Here is a 17,426-nt window from a genome sequence, read left to right as displayed (position 1 = left end):
AAAATTCGTCAGGTATAATCGATTTATAAACACTTGCAAGGGGGAGAAGCGCTCGTGTCGGAAACCGAAGAGAAGAAGCGCAAGAGTTGGTATCTGTGGGTGTTGGGGATCTTTGTGCCACCGATTGCCGCCATCTGGATGTGGGCAGGAAAGCGTGGCACGAAAGCGGCCCGCTGGCTGGTGACGGCGTGGGCGATTGCCTGGATCATAATCGGACCGGCGACCAATTTCGGCGGAAATAGCGGGGACAACGGCAGCGCAACATCCCAGACTGCCGGGAAGAAAACACAGACCGCATCTAAAGATACGTCGAACACGAAAACGACGAACAGCAAGACCGAGAAGCCGGAAGCCAAGCCAGCCACATCAAAACCAGCACCAGAATGGAAGAACGAAACAGTATCGGTGGAGAACGTGCAGTTGGCCATCGGTGAGGCAGAAAAGATGACAAAAACGGCATCTACCTCGGAGATTACCAGCGTGCAGGTGCTGGATAATGCCGGGACAAAGACCCAGGGCGACAAGATTGTCTGGGTCAAAGTGAAGCCAGATGCCGTCTGGAATGAGACTGACTATGCACAGATCCTGGCTCAGACCATGACGGCGTGGTCGCAGAAGCTGTTCGAGAACCCGAAGGTCACCATGGTCCGCTTGTGGGGCATGGCCGACTTTACGGATCAATATGGCAAACAATCCACGCAACCGGCTGTGAAGATTGAGTGGAGCCGGGCGACCGCCAAGAAGATCGCTTGGGATAATTTCCGTGATATGGTAGATATGGACTTCAAGAAGGCGTATCAGATCGCGGATTATTACTACTTCCATCCTGGCATGTGGAAGAATTTGAAGGACAGCGATAAAAAGGAGTTGCCCGTTGAGGGTGGCACCAACCTGTACTAATCATCATGCGGCATCCGGTTCCCCGAGAGTCTGGGGCTCGGACTGCAATCCGATGGGGAGTGGAAACACTTCCTCCTTTCCATTTTTTGAACGTCCGATAAGAAAGCTTATGTAAACTTATTTTGTTCGAGTACCGTTAATGGACGGGTTTTTCGTTACGACAAAAGAAAACCCCGCCGAAGCGGGTCAACAGTATCAGCGCGTAACCGGTTTGGTTACTCCTCGGTTTCGTCTGAGGATGTTTCCTGGCCGGATTAGTTGTGACTTCTGATGTCCCCAACAATGACTGGAGGAGCCACTTCGGATTGTTTGCTATCCCGACTTCCGATGTAATTGACCACATTCAAGTTCATGCGCCAGCTATTTTTTGCGAACTTGTGATACTGATTCCCCTCGCTCGTGGTATTTGGGTTTAAGTACGGGGTCGGGTTGGAGTGAAGGATGCCATTGTAGTCGAATTCGACTCCGACGCCCTCCAGTCCGTTCTTGATAGCCACGGAATGGTTGTACACGTCCTTACAGATTTTGTCCCATGCGGCAATGATCTGTTTCTTCTTATAGGTCTTGAACATATGGGTTAAGTGTCCCCAGTCATTGTCGTCGATCTTCACATAGAAAGTACACCACCCATCACCATCCCAAAGGTAGCCGTCCCAGTCTCCGACGCCCACCCAGTGAAAATTAATGGTGTCTTTTCCGACCGTGAGGCTCTTGTCATGGGTGCGAGCATACGTGAAGCCGGTTTGAGCAGCCTTTATCATGGCTGAGGTCGGATTCCCCATCACTTCGTAATAGGACCTATAGTAGAACGTGTTGATGACACCCTTAGAGTTATGGTCGGGACCCCAAGGAATTATATAGGGTGGTTTGTTGAATTTGACGTTCTTCGGTGGCAACTTGACGACTGTAGGATAAGTATCATTTGCCGTCTTTGTTGCGGCAAGAGCCGTACTACCGCTCATGACGAGACCAAGGATGAAGGCCAATCCATACCCAACAACTTTCTTCATACTGGCACCTCCGAGGAATGATCACCATGTTTTTCTTCTTCGACAAAATCAAGAAAAAACCCTCTCGAGGAGGGTCGATATTTGATATTTAATGAAGGAATTCGTTGGATACATAGGACCAAATGGCTTCATGGACCTGTTTGATACTGGCCATCCCATCGACAATGGCGACACTGGTAGAGTGAATTTTATCGACGTAACTCAGGTAATTCTCGCGTACTCTCTTCAGGAAGGCTAAGTCGCTTTCGTAACGGTCATTCTCGCCCCATTTGCCCTTGCGCCGCATGGACTCTTCGGGTGTGATGTCGATATAGATGTCGAGATCCGGTTGACGTAGGTGGCTTTGCAATGCCAGTGTCCATAGCCATTCAATGCCTGCGGCTTGAGAGTAAACGATTTGACTCAGGGTATACCGGTCTAAGACGAGAAAGTCATATCCTTCTTGTTCGAGTCGCTGGAAGTTCTCCTGTTGGGCCTGCTTATCGGCCGTCATGATTAACTCAATGGTCTCCTGGGAGACCTCCCATTCCCTTCTGAGCCATTTCATGATGAGTTGTCCGGTTGGCGTATCGTAGCGATGAAAGTCCATCGTGGTGACCTTCTTGCCGCCCTTCTCGAGTCGATCCTGAAGCAGCTGTACCTGTGTGGCCTTCCCGCTTTTGTCCAGTCCCTCTAAGGCAATCAGGTACATATTCAATCCTCCGATACGTCGAAGTTGTTTTTCCGAATGAAATCCAGAAAGTCATCTGGATCGACAGCGATCACTTGAGTTCCCGGAGGCAGGGACTGAAACAGTTCATGGAGAACACTCTCTGTAGCTTCGTCTTCGGGAGACAGGTCAGCCTCGTCTTCCTCTTCAGCCAAGACGACATCTATCACATCCCGCATCGACTCGCAGTTTTGTTCGATTGCCCTGGCGATCTCGGTGAGTTGAGCATTGGCCGCGGCCAACTGCGTGAGAATCTCTCCGACAATCAGTTCTTTCATCATTGGACATTCCTCCGTTCTTCCATCTGTTCCTTTGCCAGTTCCACGACGGTTGTGTTGACAGCCACCACGGTGTTCAGCGCCTCTCGGATATTGAGATTGTGCTTCTCAATGATTGGCGTTATCGCTTGATAAATCTCCTCTGCACAGGCCATGCAGTTGTCGAGTTCCTCTTTGGTCATGGCGGACTGCAAGGCGGCTAAAAAGGCTTTCGAGTAGGAAAGATATTGTTCCACAACTGTTCACGCCTTTCTTTTTGTTCGATGAGCTCGGTCTCAATATCCGAGAGATCACACAGGATCCAGTAGGCCAGGAACAGAAATGCATAGGTCTGTCCCCACATCTTTGCAATGAAAATCGCGATGGCCAGTAGAATCAGAATCCGTCCTTGGCGGATGAGCGTCGGTAAATATCGCTTCATGCACTTTCCTCCCTGGCGTCGGGAAACACATTCAGGAGAATCTTATGGCGCCACGTAATGCCTTGCTCTTGGCTGACGCCAAAGAACCACTGGCTCGGCAGACTCGAGGTATGAAGCTGGTTGATGGAAAACTCGGAGCCACCGACCATTGTGCCATTGAGAATCTTCTCGCCGCCGGGGCTGTCAATCTCCGCCGGGTTATGGTGATGGCCCAGGCACAGGTACCGGAAGAACCGTCCATGTGCCGCCAACATCTTCGTCAACCGAGAGTCTGCGCGGTCGATGCCGTAGTACGGAAGGCCATTCCATCCCTTGATCGTATCGCCGTGCAAGAACAAGAAGTTATGCCCGTTAATCTCGGCCAGGGTCCAGTTGGATACGGGAATGTTCCACTTAATCCGGTCTCCGTAGTTCTCATCGAGCAACCTCTTCATAATCTTGTACATGATGTAGTCCCAGTTGATATGGCTCGGGTTCTCACCCTTCTTTCCGATGCGCCCGTGATTCCCAACGATGCCCCAGATCTCGATCTCGTCAAACGTGTCGAGCAAGGCGACCAAAGACTTGGCGATTTCCCAGGTTCCAATGAGGAACTGGTCGACGATCATGACATCGAGGTGATGCACCTGGCCGCGGTAGACGTTGATTCCATCGACGTTATCGCCCAGCATCGCGATGTTGAGTTTCCGGATCGGGTGTGCCAGGCTCTGTTCCCGGGCGATGCGTCGGACTTCATTTGTGAGATGACGCATGCGGTGTTGGAAGATGTCAATGTTGTAGGCGCCAAGACCATTGGTCTCTTCCAAGGTGATCTTCTCGCCAATCTGCGCGTCACTGAATAGCAACAGAGCTTCTTCCGGATCTTTGCGAAGCGCCACAGGTTTGGGCGGCTGAAGTTTCACCTTTGGGAACGCTTCAATACAGTTTCGGAACGTCTCCAGAATCAGTTCGGTTCGTCCTCTTTCGCGCAAGAGCTGACTGACGAGTTTCTTGTCCCGCTCTTCCCGTGCCTTTTCTTTGGCGTCTTCAATCATGCGTCGGATAGCTTCTTCGTCATCTTCTTCTGGGTTCAGGCTTGGCTCCAACAAGTGTCCGTGGCGGTGAAGTGCGCGCCGTACCGCTTCTCCTGTGACTCGAGCATCGAAACTCGAGTTGATGATGGTGGCTACCTGATTGTAAGAAAGTCCATCTTCGCGTAGCTCAATGGCTTTTTGAAGTGCCCTGCGTCCTTCTTCTGATGTCCAAGTCCAGCTCATCTATTACCCTCCCGAAGTCACAACCCCTGCATCCCCTTTGCTAGTTCCCTCGGGTTTCTGGAAATCGGGTGTGCAACTCGATTACCCAGTCATGGAACATCCATTCTGCAGCCGGCCCTAAAGCCAGGGCCAGATCAATCATGGCCAATAAATCTTCCTTAGAGCGGTAGGGTCGGATCTGGTTATACCAGAAGGTGTCCTTGACCCTCTTGTGTTCAAAGGCAACCAGATATCGCATCTTCTTGGGATTGGCGACTTCAATGGTCCCGATCCATCCATCATAAGGAGAGAGTGGATCGATGACGATCACGGTGTCCCCTTTGTCATACCAGATCAGTTCCTTTGGATTCATGAGTCTCACCTCATAAATCCCTGGTCGTCCTCCCGCTTCCCATCTTCATCCTCGCTCTATCCACAGCGAAAACCTGGCTTGCTCATACAGTTCGATGAAGGCTCCTTTCCTCTGAGAACCCGTCTGGATATCGGGCTTTCAGTTTTTCAAGGTTTGTGATGGCGATGTCATCCAACTCAATCCCGAAGGCTCGGGCCAGTTGGGATGTGTACCATAGGACATCGCCCAGTTCCTTCTTCATCTTGTCTTTATCCAGAGGATGGCCATGATAGATGAGCTTCTTGACCTCATCGACCACTTCTCCTGCTTCACCGGCTACGCCGAGTGCAAAGTTGGCCACCGTCTGTAAGAAGGGGCGGTCCGTCCTCGCGGTTCGTGATGCCAGCTCTTGATACTCATTCAGTTCCAAAAAAGGACGCCTCCCTTTCATGTAATACATTGCATACATTATGACACAAATTTGTTTGGTTTCAAAGCGAGATGCTGAAAACATACGCAAACCTGGTACTCCATCACGCGATTGTCGGTGTGATTTTGAGGGATGACTTCGTGACTCGTGGAATAGCTGATGACGTAGCATCCCGTCAATGTCGCGTGCCAGAGTTCCAGATCAAAGGTATGACCATTTATAAGGCCAAACCACAAGTCTAGATCCTCGCGCGATTCAAAGCCCATCGAGAAGGAGGCGCTGCCTCCCAGGAGGGTTCCGGGATGGATGCGATAACCCTCTCGATCGAACATAAGCCTCCTCTCTTCACACGTGGCTAAAAAAGAAGCTGGATTGATGAATACGTCGATCGCATGGTCGCCTCTTCGCGCCACACATCGCTGGTATCCCGCAGCAAGGAATGGTTGATAATGAGGTTGGCGGGCCCTCAGATATCTTGTGATAAGTTCCATGTGTCCTCTCCTCGTTTGGCCGTGAACCGGAACTGGACAGAGTCGCCTTGGTACTCTTCAATGTTGAGGGACATGACTTCATAGGGCACCATATCCCCGTTTTCATAACACAGGATCAATGTAGAAGGCCTCACCTGCCATCCCTCTGCGTATTGAACTACTTCTTGCATTACGTCTTTTTGGATGCAGATGATACCGGAACAATCAAGTGGGTCTGTGGGATGGTAGTTGATTTCAATGTATTCACAGTTAATTTCCCAAGGCGCATAGCTTCGATCCGAGATCCAAAACTGACAGCTATCAATGGTTGTTCTCAGATAAGCCTCGATGAGTTCCATACCCACATCTCCACAGACCTTGCATAGTCGTCATCCCACCCTAAATCGCGGATGGTATCACATCTCGCGCACCGCTCGAAACGATGATACAGATTCCCATAATGAGAGAAGCGCCAGTCGTGTCCAAAGAGCCAGCACTTGAATCGTCGAATCATGCGCTCACCCCAGCCATGACATAGTGAATGGAATCTGCCAAAAGGTCCTCGCCAGACTTCTTGCCTTTGATAATGACCTTCAGCCCGGGTGCCAAGCGGCCTTTATGTTGCTGCCATTTGGTCCCGAATACGAGGACATTTCGCTCGTCCTCTTGCGTCTCCACGAGGACTCGGCAATGTTCTTTACCGGTTTTCTTGGCCGTAAAGGGCTCAACCTTCAGGACATAGCCCGTGATCTGTACGTCTTCCTTCCCGTTGGGAATCGTGTCCCAGCGGGTCTGTACGGTAATGAGGGTGCCAAGATACTCCCGCTCATAGCTCATGATGTCTTTCTTGGTGGTGCGGGCTGGAATCGCCTCGTAGTCCTCCCCGCGACTCTTGATGTAATTGCGCCATAAGAGATTTCGGTTTGGGTTGATCGAGTCAAAGGCGCCCGATTTGATCAAAGCCACAATCTTGCTCTTGTTGATCTTGCGGCTGCTGACCCGTTCGACGACATCATCGACCGAGGTATACGGACGATATTTGATGATCTCATCGACCGATTCTTTGGAGATCCCTGCAATGGCGCCCAGACCAAAGCGAATGGCATCGGGCTTGAGTTGCACTTCTTCCGGCTTCGTTCCCAGATCCACGTGGACCTTGAGGTGATTCTGGTACGTTTCCGGATGGACAACGGGTGTCCAAGATGCGTTGGATTCATTGATATCCGGCGGCAGAATCTTGATGCCCATCTTCTCGCATTCCTGCATATACAGGACCGTCTTTGGCGTGCCATCCTTGGCCTTCTTGTCACCAGCAATGGTCAGGAGTGCCGCCATGAACTCGACAGGATAGTACGTCTTGAGCCATGCCGTTTGAACCGACAACTTGGCGTATGCAGCCGAGTGTGCGCGGTTGAAGCAGTAGTTACCGAACTTGATCCAGTCCTCTTTGATCTTGAGCAAGGTGGCTTCATCAAAACCCCGGTTGATGGCACCTTCCACATACGGAACCTTATCCAGGTCTGGATCGTATTTGTCCATCATCTCTTTCGGGACCTCTTCCCCGCGTGCTTTCATCGCATTGACGATGGCATTGTGTTCGCGGCGCATCTCTTTGTACCGCTCAGACCCGTAGATCATCAGGTCGATCCACTTGTGCATGAGGTCATGCTTTTTCTTGGCGACACCCTTTCGGATCATGTCGGACTGACCGCGTGTGAGTCCGCCGAGAATGACGCTGGCCTGCATCATTTGTTCTTGATACACCCAGACTCCATAGGTGTCTTTGAGAATCGGCTCCAGTTCAGGCAATGGGTACTCGACTTTCTTTCGGCCCCACTTCCGATCGATGTAGTCCGGGATGAGGTCCAATGGTCCTGGGCGGCCGAGCGCCACGATGACCGAGATATCCTCAAAGCAGTTCGGCTTCATCGCGGAGATGATGTCATGGTAAAGTTTCGACTCGCACTGAAAGATGCCGGCCAAATTCAGCTTGTTGTAGATCTCCTCGTACACCTTCGGGTCATTGAGATCAATTTCATTCAGATCGACTTTCCCATAGATGCCCGCGTATTGCATGGTGTACTTGATGAGATCCAGCGTATCGAGTTTCAAGATGTCGAACTTGACCAGGAACTTCTCAATCCACTCCATATCGTATTGCGTGGTCGCAAGGCCTTCGCTATCCAGACGAAGCGGTACCACTTTCGTTAACGGGACTGGAGAAAGGACGACGCCTCCAGCATGCACACCATGATGACTGATGTGTCCTTCGAGTTTCTTCATGGCGTTCCACCAGTCAGGATGCTGGCGAGCGTAGGCCTGGACCAACGGCTCTTCGTTGTAGGCTTCCTCGAGGGTGATGTTGGGTCTGGCCGGAATGGCCTTGGCAAACTTGTCCTGATCCTGATCGCTATACCCAAGGGCCTTCCCCACTGCACGACAGACCTTCCGCGCGGCGAAGGTGCCGTAGGTGCCAATCTGTGCAACCCGATCCTGGCCATACTTGTCTTTAAGATACTGTTGAACCGCTTTGGCGGCCTCATAGCTGAAATCTGCATCTATGTCCGGATACCCCGCTCTTTCGGGGTTCAAGAACCGCTCGAACATCAGGTTGTTTTTGATGGGGTCAAGTGTCGTAATGTCGAGCATGAATGCGACCAGAGAACCCGCGGCCGACCCGCGTCCAGGCCCGACTTCATACCCATTTTGTTTCGCCCAGCGTATGTAGTCCGAAACCACAAGAAAGTAGTCGGCAAAGCCAAGACTTGTAATGACATCAAGTTCATAGGCCAGCTGCTGACAGTAGCGCTCGAGGTCCACTGGCTTCTTGATGACGTAGTGGAACAGCGCATCCCAGGCTGTCTTGCGTAAAATCTCTTCCGGGCTGTCTCCCTCTTCGACAATGAACTTTGGAAATAGCGGCTCCTTCGGAAGCGCGACATTGACCATCTCGGCAATGCGCTTCGTATTGAGAATGGCTTCCTCATCGTCGCAAATGCTGCGCACTTCCTCTTCGGATTTCATCCAGAATTCCGGTGCGTAACGGAGGCGATCTGGATCCAAGACGCACTTGCCGAAGTTGACCGAGATGAGGATGTCATGCGTGTCGATGTCCTCTTGGCGGGCATAATGCGCATCGGTTGTGATGATCTTCGGTGTGTTTGTCCGCGCCGCTAAATCGTCGATGATCTGGTTGAGCTGAATCTGCTCTGGCAGATGGGTCGCTTGTTTCTCCAGGTAAAACGCATGAAACGTCTCCTTGCACTCTTCTATAAAAGCAACAGCGTCATCAATAAGCCCAGCAAGGCACAGCCGAGCGAACCAAGAGCCGAGGCACGCCGAAGTCGCAATGAGATTCTTCCCGAGCCCATGATCGCGAATAAAAGCAAGATCAGTGCGAGGATCGCTATAGAATCCATGAAGATGAGCGTCGCTGATGATGGCATACAAATCCTCCAACCCTTGATTGTTCATCGCCAGCAGGACGATGTGATAGTTGTCATACGAGAGATAGTCATAGACCTCCCGATGGAATTCTTTCAGAACGTCGTCTTTGGATAGCTCGCCCGACGTCAGATGAAAGAGGTCGCCCGATGGCGGAGCCATGAGATAGTCCTTGAGTAGTTCCGTCGCTTCATCCATGAAGCTGGCCGGCTGCTTTTCGATGGTGCGGATAAAGGTCTTGAGGACCTTCTCCTTGATCTTGTATTTCTCGCACAACTCCAGCCGGCGTTCCTTGAGAAACTCGCCCTTGAGCAGCCGGTTGCGCGTCATATACGCTTCGACGCCCGGGATGGGTTTGATTCCTGCTTGTTCGCATGCGGTGATAAAATCGGGAATACCACCCATGACGCCATGATCTGTTAGGGCCAGGGCGGTACTCCCGATCTCTTTCGCACGCGCCACCAGGTCTTGCACCTTGGAGAGCCCGTCCAACTCACTAAACTCGGAGTGAACGTGCAGGTGAACCAGGTTGCACATGCGTCCATCGCTCCTTTGTTGGGGATTACTCGGACCCACCTTCTCCAATCACCGCCAAGCCAGCGGGATCCAAGCGGGAGACAAACAAGTCTTCGAACGCCTTGCGAATCCGCCCGATAATCGTGGAAGTCTGGACCGCAGAAGCGGTGACAACCAGACCTTGTTCGCCGGCACTCACGATGATCGAACGGGTCTTCTTCCCTTGCGTCAGGTCGATGTACCGATTGTTGTCCTTGGCGTGGCCGACTAACCGGCGGATCGGGCTCGAATCCGGCCGGCTGATCGTAATGATCTTGCTCGCGTCCATAAAGTTGCTGAAACCGACATCGACGAATACCATGCTCATCCCAACCTCTCTTACCATCGGATTTAAGCGTCGACATACGTCTGGCTTTTTCTTGTCATTTCTTGGATCAATTCCCCGATGGTATCCCCTTCAATGACGTTGGGAATCGACTTGCCTTGCTCCATCGCTTCGATGATCTTGAGTATATCCCGATACGCTTCCGTCCCCGGCATGAACGGAATCGGGTAACGCTCTTGCCCATCTTCGGTTCGGGATCCATAGTGGCAATACATCGCAAATGGACAGTAGGCGCATTTGTAATGAGACGGCGAAAAACCCCTTGGGATCGGCGGTAGGATGCGGTGCTTGGCTAAATCAATCAGCCACAGTGCCTTTTGTTCAAGCTGTTGGCCGAAGACTGGATCGTACTCCATCTCGTACTCCCAGATCTCCTGGTTGTCTTTGTTCTCCACCAGGATGACGCCTTTATGGATCCCGCTTAGGTGCATGTAGAACGTCAGTTGCGCTTTGTGTTCCTTCTTGGGTTGGTTGTTCTTGACCATCCACTCAAAGGATTTCGAGGAGGCGCTTTTGAGTTCCACAAGCCAGTATTCGCCCTGTGGCGCCGCAAAGCTATACAGCTTGATCAAGGCATCGGTGTGACCTGAGATGTCTCCCTTCTCCAGTTTAACTTCTCGTGCCACTCCGATGCCCATGTCCATGAACAGTTGCTCATATCGTTCATGAACCTTGTGTCCATTGTCGAACACCCGAGCCAATCGCGGCGGATCCAGCGCCCGAGGCACAACCATCATCTCAAAGACGATCTTGCGTTGACACATGCCGATCGTCGATGGATGCAACTTGTTCCGCATCGGGCGGTCGTTTTGCTGTTGCTTCTGTTGAAGGAACCGATCGATCATCGGTTGCAGCACAGGCATGTCTTCACAACCTTCGTGTAATACATTACACAATCATTATAAACGTAAGAAGGTGTGAAATCAAGAGAATTATTGAGCATACGAGAGATCGAGGGCTTCTTTCCGACGAATCGCTTCGACAATATCGTTCCAGTGCTTCTCGTCGAAAAACTGGACGGCTTCAAACCATGCGTGCGGGACGATGAGATTTTTGATGACAATTCGGTCCTCGAGGAATTCGATGTCACGGCCGTAGCAGTCCAGTGGAATTAACGTGTGTTCGTCTTGTTTCGTCTTGCAAGCCATTCCAGCGACCTTCGCATCGGGGTTGATGATGGCTACCTGATCCATTTCAATTCTCCTTTATCCCGCAGGTTGCGGAAATGCTCAATCAATCGTTTGCGGATTCGGTATACAGAGCGATGGTGTAACCCTGTCAGTTGTGCGATGGCTCGTTCATCCAGACCATCTTCATAGGCCTTGACGAGGATGTATCGCTCGGTGTACGTGAGATCCCGGAACGTGTCTCCGCAGAGGGTGCCGTTGAGCCAGAGTAGACTGTGCAAATCCACGGGCTCGCTGGGATCCATGTACTCAGGGCGGTCGAGGTCCAACTCGTCCTCTAAGGCTTCACTGGCGGGCTCGTGCATGTCCCAATAGGCCATTTCCCCATTGGTATCCAACAGTCGTTCATCGATGAGCCGCTTGAGTCGGTATCGAAAGCAGCTGTACAGATATTGACTGAACGTCTTGCCGGAAGGCTCGTAACACCTTGCGCATGTGAGAAACGGGATCAACAACTCATGAAAGAGTTCGTCAGACTCATAGCCGTCAAAGACCCGGCGTATTTTCTCGAGCACCCGATAGGCTTCCTGAATGGCCTGCTTGCTGTGGTATTTTCCACGGCATAGACTTCGTACCGTCTCTTTGTCCGATATGTAACAGGCGAGGAACCGTCGGATGTCGTAGTTTCCAAAGTCAATGTCTCCAGTGAGAAACATGCGCTGAAACTTCTCGATGTATGGCCGGTATGCCTCGATGAGGCCGGCGCAGTCTCCAGTTTGCTGATAGCGCAGGACCAACTCGTCCGACATCAAAAACCTCCTGCAACCTGACGCCCATGCAGATCTTCGTCGGTTTTCTTGTAGATGTGGAGCCGAAAATACGGTCGCTTTGCGCTATCCTTGGGCAAGACTTGAAAGTCCATCGTTCGCGGAAGGGCGTAGTAGTCGTCATCGTAGATGACACCCTCCAAAGCATCCATCATCAGCTTGTATACGTTGGACGTGTCTCTCTTTTGGTTGTCTGGGAAGAAGGCCGTAACTTCGACGATGACCTTTTCACCGTGCGTGCATTCCCAACCGACTTCCTCCGCCCATGCTTTCGCCAGACTGCGCCACTTTGCTAGTAGTTGCTCTGCAGCTTTTGTCAGTTTTTTGCCGCCGCCACGGATGTTCTGATAGATGTGGTTGACACTTGGATAAAACCCGGGATCGCCGCGTTCCTCTAAGTGCTCTACGATCTTTGTCTTCTTCACTTTCTTCGGCTTCCCGGTCCTTGGATCCGTGGCACCGGACGGGTCGTTGACATACCAGCTGGTTTTGTACTTGCCATACATCATCATCGGCAGCTCCAGGGGGACCAACATGTGTCTCACCCTTTCACGGCCGCATTCATCGTCGGGATCATCGTCAAGGTGACGATGACGGCTTCGCCGAGGAAACTCCCGTCCGACCCATATCGCTTGATGTAATTCATGTCGTGTCCGTTAAATTGCTCCGGATCGAGGCCGTACTTTTCCTTGGCGTATTTGAGAATCGTCCGCTCGAGGATCGCATCCCGTGTCATGTTGATTTGGTCTTTCATCCGGAGCGAATCCCAGTCGTCTTCTTCCTCCGTGACCAGATCGTTGATGGTTTCGCAGTATTCCTCGAAAGACAGGCGCACCTCAGATCCAAGCTGATCAAACTTGTCCGGCTCGAGAATCAAGTCATAGTTGGTGATTCCGCCATCGGACTTCTGCTGGACAATCAGCACCTGATCATTCGTCTTCAGCTCGTGCGTTTGACTCTCCAGGACGAAGTTCTTCTTGCGTTTGCTCCCGATGAGCATCCGACTTCTCTCCCTTCTTGGCCAATTGCTCTCGGAGGACGCCCTTGCCAAGATCTTCGATGATCTGGACTTTGTGGCCCATCATTTTCCTCTCCTTCGATTTGATGTAATGCGTTGCAACAGTGTAATGCATTGCACAGACACATGATAGCATAGGCTGAAGCGAAAAAACAGGGGGAACATAGCCCCCTATTCAAATTCCTAAGAGTTTCACGAGATTTATCAGTCCTACGCCGAAATCCTCGTTTCTTCCTTCCTTGCCAAGGTGAACGGCGGAGGCGTCAATCGCCGCATGTATCTGTTCCGCCGGTGGACGTTTGCCGGTCTGCGCCTTGATCATCGAGATGTACAAGGCGACAGAACCTGTGACAATTGGAGTCGCCATACTGGTGCCGGACAGACGTGCGTAGGTGCTTCCCTTGAATGTAGATAGGATGTCAACACCCGGCGCAATGATCTCGTTTTTCACGCCGTGATTGCTAAACTCCGCCCGGTTGTAGTCCATACCCATTGCGGATACCGCAATCGTTTCATCGTACTTGGCCGGCCAGCCGACGTCGGTATTCTCGTTGCCACAGGCTGCGCAGATGACAATCCCGGCGGCCGCGGCGCGTTGGATCGCTTGATGGACTTCCTGCGGAGGCTCGACGGAACATCCCAGGGACATATTGATGACATCCACGCCCTGTTGAATCAACCAATCAATGCCGCGGATGATGGCGTCAAACCCGCCACTGCCGTTATCGCCCAGGACCTTGGCACAATATAGCTTGGCTCCTGGTGCGACGCCGACAAGGCCCACATTGTTCGATTCAGCGGCGATGATGCCGGCGACATGCGTGCCATGTCCTTCTACATCTCGTGGGCCGGCCGGAGACCCCGTGAAGTCCATGTAGGCGGCGATGTTATCCCGGAGATCAGGGTGCGTGAAATCGACGCCTGTGTCGAGGATGCCGACTTTGACGCCTTGGCCTATGCTTTTGTTCCAGACCTCGGGTGCCATGATCACCTGTAGACCCCAGTCTACATAGTCCACGCCGATCTGTTCGGCCCTGACCATTTGCAAGTCGTGTGCATCCGTGGTGAAAAACCGTTCTTGCATATGAATCCTCCTTGGTTTTTCACCCCTGTGTCCCATGTTGGCTCATTCTTCCCCACTGCTCTCTTTGGTACCTTCGTCCCTTGGCTTGGTGGCTTGGAGCTTTTGTTCGAGTTTGCGAACCTTGTCTTCCAAGGCTTGAATATGGCCGATGAGGGTTACGGCAGTCTGGGGTGTCACGGCGCCGTGTTGCTTAATCTCATTGGCCACGATGACTTGGAGTTCATTGAAGGATTTCATATCCTCTCACCTCCTTTCAATGAGTGCGGTGTAGGATCGCTATGATCAGGTCCAGTCCTATCAACAGAAGACACAGACATGTCCATATCAACGGTACTGTGTGCCATCGTCTCTTTTGTCTTTGTCGTTTTCGGTGTTCTTCCTCAAGAAGTTCCTGCAGAGCCTGTTCCCATTCTCGCTCAACATTATGGATGTCATTTAGGTGCTCGCGTTCTATACGGGTTGCGAATTCCAGGGCCCGATATTGAGCCAGTGCCACACCGTGCTCGAGGAAGAGGTCTTCGAGTGCATTCGCGCGACGAGACAACGATGTGACATCACGAGCCCAGGGTGCGTGATGTTGGATCGGCTTGCTCTTTGGCTCCGGACAGCGGCTTAGGTAGGCTTGAATGAGTTCCATCAAGTCCACTCCATACAGGGTTGTTTGGCTGGACATTTGTCACAGTGATAGGACTCTCGAGGATAATACCAGCCTTCCTCCATCGTCTTTTTGATCATGCGGATCGTCTTGTAGAGACGCTGGTAGTCTTTTCGTGTCCGCTTGGTATAGACCGTTGTGCCGGCCTTGAGATAGTGTAGACAGATGCTTGGCACCTGCTGTTTAAAGATCGACTCAAAGGCAATGGCTTCGATGGTTAGCCCCATGTCGGTCTTGGTCCAAAACTCATCCGGCTTGTGGTTGCCGACCTTGAAGTGCGCGATCTCAAGACCCCGTGGACTTTCCCGGATCAAGGGGATTTGACCGGAGATATAGAGGTCATCTCCAAATGGGATCCGAAAGTCCAGATTTACGGCCACCACTTTGTCGGGGTGGAACTTTTGTTGGCGATGAAATGAGGCCAACATCGAGATGGCTTCTAGCTCCCGCTTTCGCTGCTTGACTTTGTCGTCATACATGATGTTGTAGATCTTGTTGCGCTCATACCAGATGGAACCAAACTTCTGCTTCAGATCTTCCATGCCCACCAACTTGCCTTGTGCCAAGTTGAAATAGAAGTAGCTAATGGTGGATTTCACGGCTTCCCGCAGGCCATCATTCTCCGTCATCTTGACGGGCTGCTTGTCCAAACGCATGAACTTAAACCGCAGGGGACAAGCCTTGAATTCGTACAGATCGTTTACGGTCAGCTCAAGAGGCTGCATAATGTACAGCGCCCTCCCAGTCAGGTCTTCGAGGTTCTTGCCATATCGGTGTGACCCAAGTGGGTTGGTCATTGGGAAACCCGTAATACGGAATGATTCCAGCGTCCTCCATGAATTTCTTGTAGCTGTCTAGAAACGTGTTGAAGGCTTCGGTCAACTCATCGAGTCGTGCCTTGTCACGGTTCTCAAGGTAGGCAGAAATCAGTTCCATACATCTTCACCCCCATAGTGGAGAAGCACTTGGTACGTAGGAGATGGAGTTTCACCAAAGTAGTTGCGAACTTCATCGTTTGAATGTAAATCGAAATCAAGGGCCTGACGCATTTGGTTACATACTTCCTCGATGAATCGATTGATGGTTTCCTGAATGGCTTCCTCTCGCTCTTCCTGTGCTTTCATGTATTCAGCAATGAGTTCCAATTTACGGCCTCCCACAAACGTCTTCTGTACTTGGGCATCACGTCAATGTGAACCGTGGTCTTTTCATCGAGATAGACGGGCGGTTGCATGTCAATCCACGGCAGTTCCTCGGCGCTGTAGATCCCAAGCTCATAGAGCAATTGCTCCACACAGAGCATCCTGGATTCCCTCGACCTCACGGTGATTTGCAACTTTTCGAGGTCAATCTCGATGTCCAAATCGTCAATGTGAACCGTTGGCCGGTGTTGATCGATATAGACCGAAATCAGTTCCATACGGGCCTCCGCGCTCGAACCAGATATTGGACTCGCAGATCTCCCCGATTCGGTGATTCGGAAAACACAATGGTGTCTCCGACTAAGGTATAGTCATCAAACAAATGGGCTAGAGTCTCGTTGATCCATACGAGAACCGATGAAGGTTCAGGGATGTGTGAGAGCCTGAATTCGCGTTCGCCCGGCACGATCACAAAGTGATCCTCATAGAGATATTCCGGTTGGTACAGTGGGTTGATATATTGCATCTCCTGAAAATACTCATCGAACGTTCGCTGTAACCGATTCTGGAAATCTGGCGTAATTGGCTGGCCGATAAAGTCTCGCAGTCGTTCTGTCAGTGGCGTGCGGTAGCTGTCCGGTTCAAGTTCATCGATGGATACGACCCATCGACGTCTGTTACGTTGGCGTTTGACATACTCGGATAGCAGTTCCATGATAGCCCCTCCCCCCTGCTATGTATGGTGACTCCTTAAAAGGAGCCCACCTTTCGGAGTACCGGAGAGTTCGCGGTGTCTGCCGGTGAGGGAAACTTGATCCCTGGACACAAATCAATTCCGACGGAGCGGTACGCTTCCGACCACAGTTGGGAGCAGTCAAACCGGTTCGGATCCGGGTTGTAAGGCAAGTCGACATGGAGAATGTAGTGTAATGCCTCCCAACCAATCAGCAGATAGTCATAATGACCACCCAGCCGGTTGACAACCCATTCGACGATCTGCTGCCGTTGCTCCTCGGTCGCCATGTCGCAGGTAAAGACATCGGATACACCGTCGTAGTAGTCCAGGGCTTGGTATCCGATCTTGTGTCCAGCCTGGGCCTCAATGAGTTCATTGTCCTTGACCAGTCCTGCAACATGACAATACGGGCTGTCGGTAACGTGTTCGATGATGCGTTCAATTGGCCCATGGCCGCGCACCAAAATGAGGTCAGCTTGTCGGATGTCCATGTTCCTCACCTCCTTGCACAAGCCAGATCCAAAACAGTTCGGTGCCGATTTCAACCACACCAAAGACCAAGACGAAGAGCCCAAACGCCAAACTGACGGTCCAAGAGAGATAAAGCATGACGCCGAGAATGAGGACGGACATAAGAAGGAGGCGGATTCCATCTCGTAGACCGAGTCCCTTCACAAGCATCACCTC

At 51.7% G+C, this 17,426-nt stretch carries 27 protein-coding genes; 1 reads left to right on the top strand and 26 read right to left on the bottom strand.

Annotated elements, in window-relative coordinates; genetic code table 11:
• Positions 1 to 54 precede the first annotated feature (54 nt).
• Positions 55 to 900: a hypothetical protein gene (locus ASH01S_RS03790; RefSeq protein ID WP_067923717.1), complete on the top strand. Its 846-nt coding sequence runs from the start codon at positions 55 to 57 to the stop codon at positions 898 to 900.
• Between the two features lie 254 nt (positions 901 to 1,154).
• Here the strand turns inward: ASH01S_RS03790 and ASH01S_RS03785 are convergent, their stop codons facing one another.
• The 26 genes from ASH01S_RS03785 to ASH01S_RS03660 all read right to left on the bottom strand — a co-directional run bounded on the left by ASH01S_RS03785 (position 1,155) and on the right by ASH01S_RS03660 (position 17,414).
• A complete protein-coding gene (locus ASH01S_RS03785; protein WP_067923714.1) occupies positions 1,155 to 1,910 on the bottom strand; it encodes a hypothetical protein in 756 nt (251 codons plus the stop codon).
• A gap of 88 nt (positions 1,911 to 1,998) precedes the next feature.
• Entirely contained in the window at positions 1,999 to 2,601 is a 603-nt protein-coding gene (gene tmk / locus ASH01S_RS03780; protein ID WP_067923712.1) for a dTMP kinase, read from the bottom strand.
• A gap of 2 nt (positions 2,602 to 2,603) precedes the next feature.
• Positions 2,604 to 2,900 carry a hypothetical protein gene (locus tag ASH01S_RS03775; protein ID WP_067923709.1) on the bottom strand — a complete coding sequence of 99 codons (297 nt, stop codon included), beginning with the start codon at positions 2,898 to 2,900 and terminating at the stop codon, positions 2,604 to 2,606.
• Positions 2,897 to 3,133, bottom strand: coding sequence for a hypothetical protein (locus ASH01S_RS18340; protein WP_157066973.1), 237 nt, complete (start codon positions 3,131 to 3,133; stop codon positions 2,897 to 2,899). Before ASH01S_RS18340 ends, ASH01S_RS03775 begins: the two co-directional genes overlap by 4 nt.
• On the bottom strand, positions 3,097 to 3,318 hold the full coding sequence (locus tag ASH01S_RS03770) for a hypothetical protein (protein WP_067923706.1): 222 nt from the start codon (positions 3,316 to 3,318) through the stop codon (positions 3,097 to 3,099). The genes ASH01S_RS18340 and ASH01S_RS03770 overlap by 37 nt, the downstream gene beginning before the upstream one ends.
• Entirely contained in the window at positions 3,315 to 4,574 is a 1,260-nt protein-coding gene (locus ASH01S_RS03765) for a hypothetical protein (RefSeq protein WP_067923703.1), read from the bottom strand. Before ASH01S_RS03765 ends, ASH01S_RS03770 begins: the two co-directional genes overlap by 4 nt.
• A gap of 40 nt (positions 4,575 to 4,614) precedes the next feature.
• Positions 4,615 to 4,926, bottom strand: coding sequence for a hypothetical protein (locus ASH01S_RS03760; protein ID WP_067923700.1), 312 nt, complete (start codon positions 4,924 to 4,926; stop codon positions 4,615 to 4,617).
• Positions 4,927 to 5,008: 82 nt separating this feature from the next.
• Positions 5,009 to 5,335 (bottom strand): nucleoside triphosphate pyrophosphohydrolase family protein, encoded by a 327-nt coding sequence (locus ASH01S_RS03755; RefSeq protein WP_067923697.1) that lies wholly within the window; start codon positions 5,333 to 5,335, stop codon positions 5,009 to 5,011.
• A gap of 38 nt (positions 5,336 to 5,373) precedes the next feature.
• Positions 5,374 to 5,826: a hypothetical protein gene (locus tag ASH01S_RS18335; protein ID WP_157066972.1), complete on the bottom strand. Its 453-nt coding sequence runs from the start codon at positions 5,824 to 5,826 to the stop codon at positions 5,374 to 5,376.
• Positions 5,802 to 6,164, bottom strand: a complete 363-nt coding sequence (locus ASH01S_RS03745) for a hypothetical protein (protein ID WP_067923690.1) — start codon at positions 6,162 to 6,164, stop codon at positions 5,802 to 5,804. The genes ASH01S_RS18335 and ASH01S_RS03745 overlap by 25 nt, the downstream gene beginning before the upstream one ends.
• Before the next feature lie 151 nt (positions 6,165 to 6,315).
• Complete coding sequence (locus ASH01S_RS03740) at positions 6,316 to 9,786, bottom strand: DNA polymerase III subunit alpha (protein ID WP_067923685.1); 3,471 nt, start codon at positions 9,784 to 9,786, stop codon at positions 6,316 to 6,318.
• A gap of 25 nt (positions 9,787 to 9,811) precedes the next feature.
• The gene (locus ASH01S_RS03735; RefSeq protein WP_067923680.1) at positions 9,812 to 10,132 is read right to left on the bottom strand and encodes an extracellular matrix/biofilm biosynthesis regulator RemA family protein; all 321 of its coding nucleotides are present in this window, start codon (positions 10,130 to 10,132) and stop codon (positions 9,812 to 9,814) included.
• A gap of 23 nt (positions 10,133 to 10,155) precedes the next feature.
• Positions 10,156 to 11,013, bottom strand: a complete 858-nt coding sequence (locus ASH01S_RS03730; protein ID WP_067923677.1) for a PD-(D/E)XK nuclease family protein — start codon at positions 11,011 to 11,013, stop codon at positions 10,156 to 10,158.
• Positions 11,014 to 11,082: 69 nt separating this feature from the next.
• Entirely contained in the window at positions 11,083 to 11,343 is a 261-nt protein-coding gene (locus tag ASH01S_RS03725) for a hypothetical protein (protein ID WP_067923673.1), read from the bottom strand.
• Positions 11,331 to 12,086 carry a sigma-70 family RNA polymerase sigma factor gene (locus ASH01S_RS03720; RefSeq protein WP_067923670.1) on the bottom strand — a complete coding sequence of 252 codons (756 nt, stop codon included), beginning with the start codon at positions 12,084 to 12,086 and terminating at the stop codon, positions 11,331 to 11,333. Before ASH01S_RS03720 ends, ASH01S_RS03725 begins: the two co-directional genes overlap by 13 nt.
• Positions 12,086 to 12,640: a RusA family crossover junction endodeoxyribonuclease gene (locus tag ASH01S_RS03715; protein WP_067923667.1), complete on the bottom strand. Its 555-nt coding sequence runs from the start codon at positions 12,638 to 12,640 to the stop codon at positions 12,086 to 12,088. Before ASH01S_RS03715 ends, ASH01S_RS03720 begins: the two co-directional genes overlap by 1 nt.
• A 5-nt stretch (positions 12,641 to 12,645) precedes the next feature.
• A complete protein-coding gene (locus ASH01S_RS03710; protein WP_067923664.1) occupies positions 12,646 to 13,104 on the bottom strand; it encodes a hypothetical protein in 459 nt (152 codons plus the stop codon).
• 193 nt (positions 13,105 to 13,297) lie between these two features.
• The gene (locus tag ASH01S_RS03705; protein ID WP_067923660.1) at positions 13,298 to 14,206 is read right to left on the bottom strand and encodes a S8 family peptidase; all 909 of its coding nucleotides are present in this window, start codon (positions 14,204 to 14,206) and stop codon (positions 13,298 to 13,300) included.
• A gap of 42 nt (positions 14,207 to 14,248) precedes the next feature.
• Entirely contained in the window at positions 14,249 to 14,443 is a 195-nt protein-coding gene (locus ASH01S_RS03700; protein WP_067923658.1) for a hypothetical protein, read from the bottom strand.
• A gap of 399 nt (positions 14,444 to 14,842) precedes the next feature.
• Positions 14,843 to 15,586, bottom strand: coding sequence for a PD-(D/E)XK nuclease family protein (locus tag ASH01S_RS03690; RefSeq protein WP_067923653.1), 744 nt, complete (start codon positions 15,584 to 15,586; stop codon positions 14,843 to 14,845).
• Positions 15,573 to 15,797 carry a hypothetical protein gene (locus tag ASH01S_RS18775; RefSeq protein ID WP_067923649.1) on the bottom strand — a complete coding sequence of 75 codons (225 nt, stop codon included), beginning with the start codon at positions 15,795 to 15,797 and terminating at the stop codon, positions 15,573 to 15,575. Before ASH01S_RS18775 ends, ASH01S_RS03690 begins: the two co-directional genes overlap by 14 nt.
• Positions 15,788 to 16,006 (bottom strand): hypothetical protein, encoded by a 219-nt coding sequence (locus tag ASH01S_RS03680; protein ID WP_157066970.1) that lies wholly within the window; start codon positions 16,004 to 16,006, stop codon positions 15,788 to 15,790. Before ASH01S_RS03680 ends, ASH01S_RS18775 begins: the two co-directional genes overlap by 10 nt.
• A complete protein-coding gene (locus ASH01S_RS03675; protein WP_067923643.1) occupies positions 15,982 to 16,281 on the bottom strand; it encodes a hypothetical protein in 300 nt (99 codons plus the stop codon). Before ASH01S_RS03675 ends, ASH01S_RS03680 begins: the two co-directional genes overlap by 25 nt.
• On the bottom strand, positions 16,272 to 16,718 hold the full coding sequence (locus tag ASH01S_RS03670) for a hypothetical protein (protein ID WP_067923640.1): 447 nt from the start codon (positions 16,716 to 16,718) through the stop codon (positions 16,272 to 16,274). Before ASH01S_RS03670 ends, ASH01S_RS03675 begins: the two co-directional genes overlap by 10 nt.
• Positions 16,719 to 16,753: 35 nt before the next feature.
• Positions 16,754 to 17,230, bottom strand: a complete 477-nt coding sequence (locus ASH01S_RS03665; protein WP_067923638.1) for a C40 family peptidase — start codon at positions 17,228 to 17,230, stop codon at positions 16,754 to 16,756.
• Positions 17,211 to 17,414, bottom strand: coding sequence for a hypothetical protein (locus ASH01S_RS03660; RefSeq protein ID WP_067923635.1), 204 nt, complete (start codon positions 17,412 to 17,414; stop codon positions 17,211 to 17,213). Before ASH01S_RS03660 ends, ASH01S_RS03665 begins: the two co-directional genes overlap by 20 nt.
• Positions 17,415 to 17,426: the final 12 nt, after the last annotated feature.

Source organism: Alicyclobacillus shizuokensis NBRC 103103 (assembly GCF_001552255.1).
In the GTDB taxonomy this organism is placed as follows: domain Bacteria; phylum Bacillota; class Bacilli; order Alicyclobacillales; family Alicyclobacillaceae; genus Alicyclobacillus_G; species Alicyclobacillus_G shizuokensis.
Note: the sequence above shows the minus strand (reverse complement) of the source record. Positions and strands in the feature narration are given on the sequence as shown.

What these genes read in the sequence shown, in the direction of transcription:
- ASH01S_RS03720 (WP_067923670.1), bottom strand. Translation starts at nt 12,086, where the DNA reads ATGTCGGACGAGTTGGTCCTGCGCTATCAGCAAACTGGAGACTGCGCC.
- ASH01S_RS03745 (WP_067923690.1), bottom strand. Translation starts at nt 6,164, where the DNA reads ATGGAACTCATCGAGGCTTATCTGAGAACAACCATTGATAGCTGTCAG.
- ASH01S_RS03770 (WP_067923706.1), bottom strand. Translation starts at nt 3,318, where the DNA reads ATGAAGCGATATTTACCGACGCTCATCCGCCAAGGACGGATTCTGATT.
- ASH01S_RS03760 (WP_067923700.1), bottom strand. Translation starts at nt 4,926, where the DNA reads ATGAATCCAAAGGAACTGATCTGGTATGACAAAGGGGACACCGTGATC.
- ASH01S_RS03765 (WP_067923703.1), bottom strand. Translation starts at nt 4,574, where the DNA reads ATGAGCTGGACTTGGACATCAGAAGAAGGACGCAGGGCACTTCAAAAA.
- ASH01S_RS18335 (WP_157066972.1), bottom strand. Translation starts at nt 5,826, where the DNA reads ATGGAACTTATCACAAGATATCTGAGGGCCCGCCAACCTCATTATCAA.
- ASH01S_RS03735 (WP_067923680.1), bottom strand. Translation starts at nt 10,132, where the DNA reads ATGAGCATGGTATTCGTCGATGTCGGTTTCAGCAACTTTATGGACGCG.
- ASH01S_RS03705 (WP_067923660.1), bottom strand. Translation starts at nt 14,206, where the DNA reads ATGCAAGAACGGTTTTTCACCACGGATGCACACGACTTGCAAATGGTC.
- ASH01S_RS03785 (WP_067923714.1), bottom strand. Translation starts at nt 1,910, where the DNA reads ATGAAGAAAGTTGTTGGGTATGGATTGGCCTTCATCCTTGGTCTCGTC.
- ASH01S_RS18775 (WP_067923649.1), bottom strand. Translation starts at nt 15,797, where the DNA reads ATGGAACTGATTTCTGCCTACCTTGAGAACCGTGACAAGGCACGACTC.
- ASH01S_RS03675 (WP_067923643.1), bottom strand. Translation starts at nt 16,281, where the DNA reads ATGGAACTGATTTCGGTCTATATCGATCAACACCGGCCAACGGTTCAC.
- ASH01S_RS03700 (WP_067923658.1), bottom strand. Translation starts at nt 14,443, where the DNA reads ATGAAATCCTTCAATGAACTCCAAGTCATCGTGGCCAATGAGATTAAG.
- ASH01S_RS03740 (WP_067923685.1), bottom strand. Translation starts at nt 9,786, where the DNA reads ATGTGCAACCTGGTTCACCTGCACGTTCACTCCGAGTTTAGTGAGTTG.
- ASH01S_RS03670 (WP_067923640.1), bottom strand. Translation starts at nt 16,718, where the DNA reads ATGGAACTGCTATCCGAGTATGTCAAACGCCAACGTAACAGACGTCGA.
- ASH01S_RS03725 (WP_067923673.1), bottom strand. Translation starts at nt 11,343, where the DNA reads ATGGATCAGGTAGCCATCATCAACCCCGATGCGAAGGTCGCTGGAATG.
- ASH01S_RS03690 (WP_067923653.1), bottom strand. Translation starts at nt 15,586, where the DNA reads ATGCAGCCTCTTGAGCTGACCGTAAACGATCTGTACGAATTCAAGGCT.
- ASH01S_RS03715 (WP_067923667.1), bottom strand. Translation starts at nt 12,640, where the DNA reads ATGTTGGTCCCCCTGGAGCTGCCGATGATGATGTATGGCAAGTACAAA.
- ASH01S_RS03665 (WP_067923638.1), bottom strand. Translation starts at nt 17,230, where the DNA reads ATGGACATCCGACAAGCTGACCTCATTTTGGTGCGCGGCCATGGGCCA.
- ASH01S_RS03710 (WP_067923664.1), bottom strand. Translation starts at nt 13,104, where the DNA reads ATGCTCATCGGGAGCAAACGCAAGAAGAACTTCGTCCTGGAGAGTCAA.
- tmk (WP_067923712.1), bottom strand. Translation starts at nt 2,601, where the DNA reads ATGTACCTGATTGCCTTAGAGGGACTGGACAAAAGCGGGAAGGCCACA.
- ASH01S_RS03775 (WP_067923709.1), bottom strand. Translation starts at nt 2,900, where the DNA reads ATGATGAAAGAACTGATTGTCGGAGAGATTCTCACGCAGTTGGCCGCG.
- ASH01S_RS03730 (WP_067923677.1), bottom strand. Translation starts at nt 11,013, where the DNA reads ATGCCTGTGCTGCAACCGATGATCGATCGGTTCCTTCAACAGAAGCAA.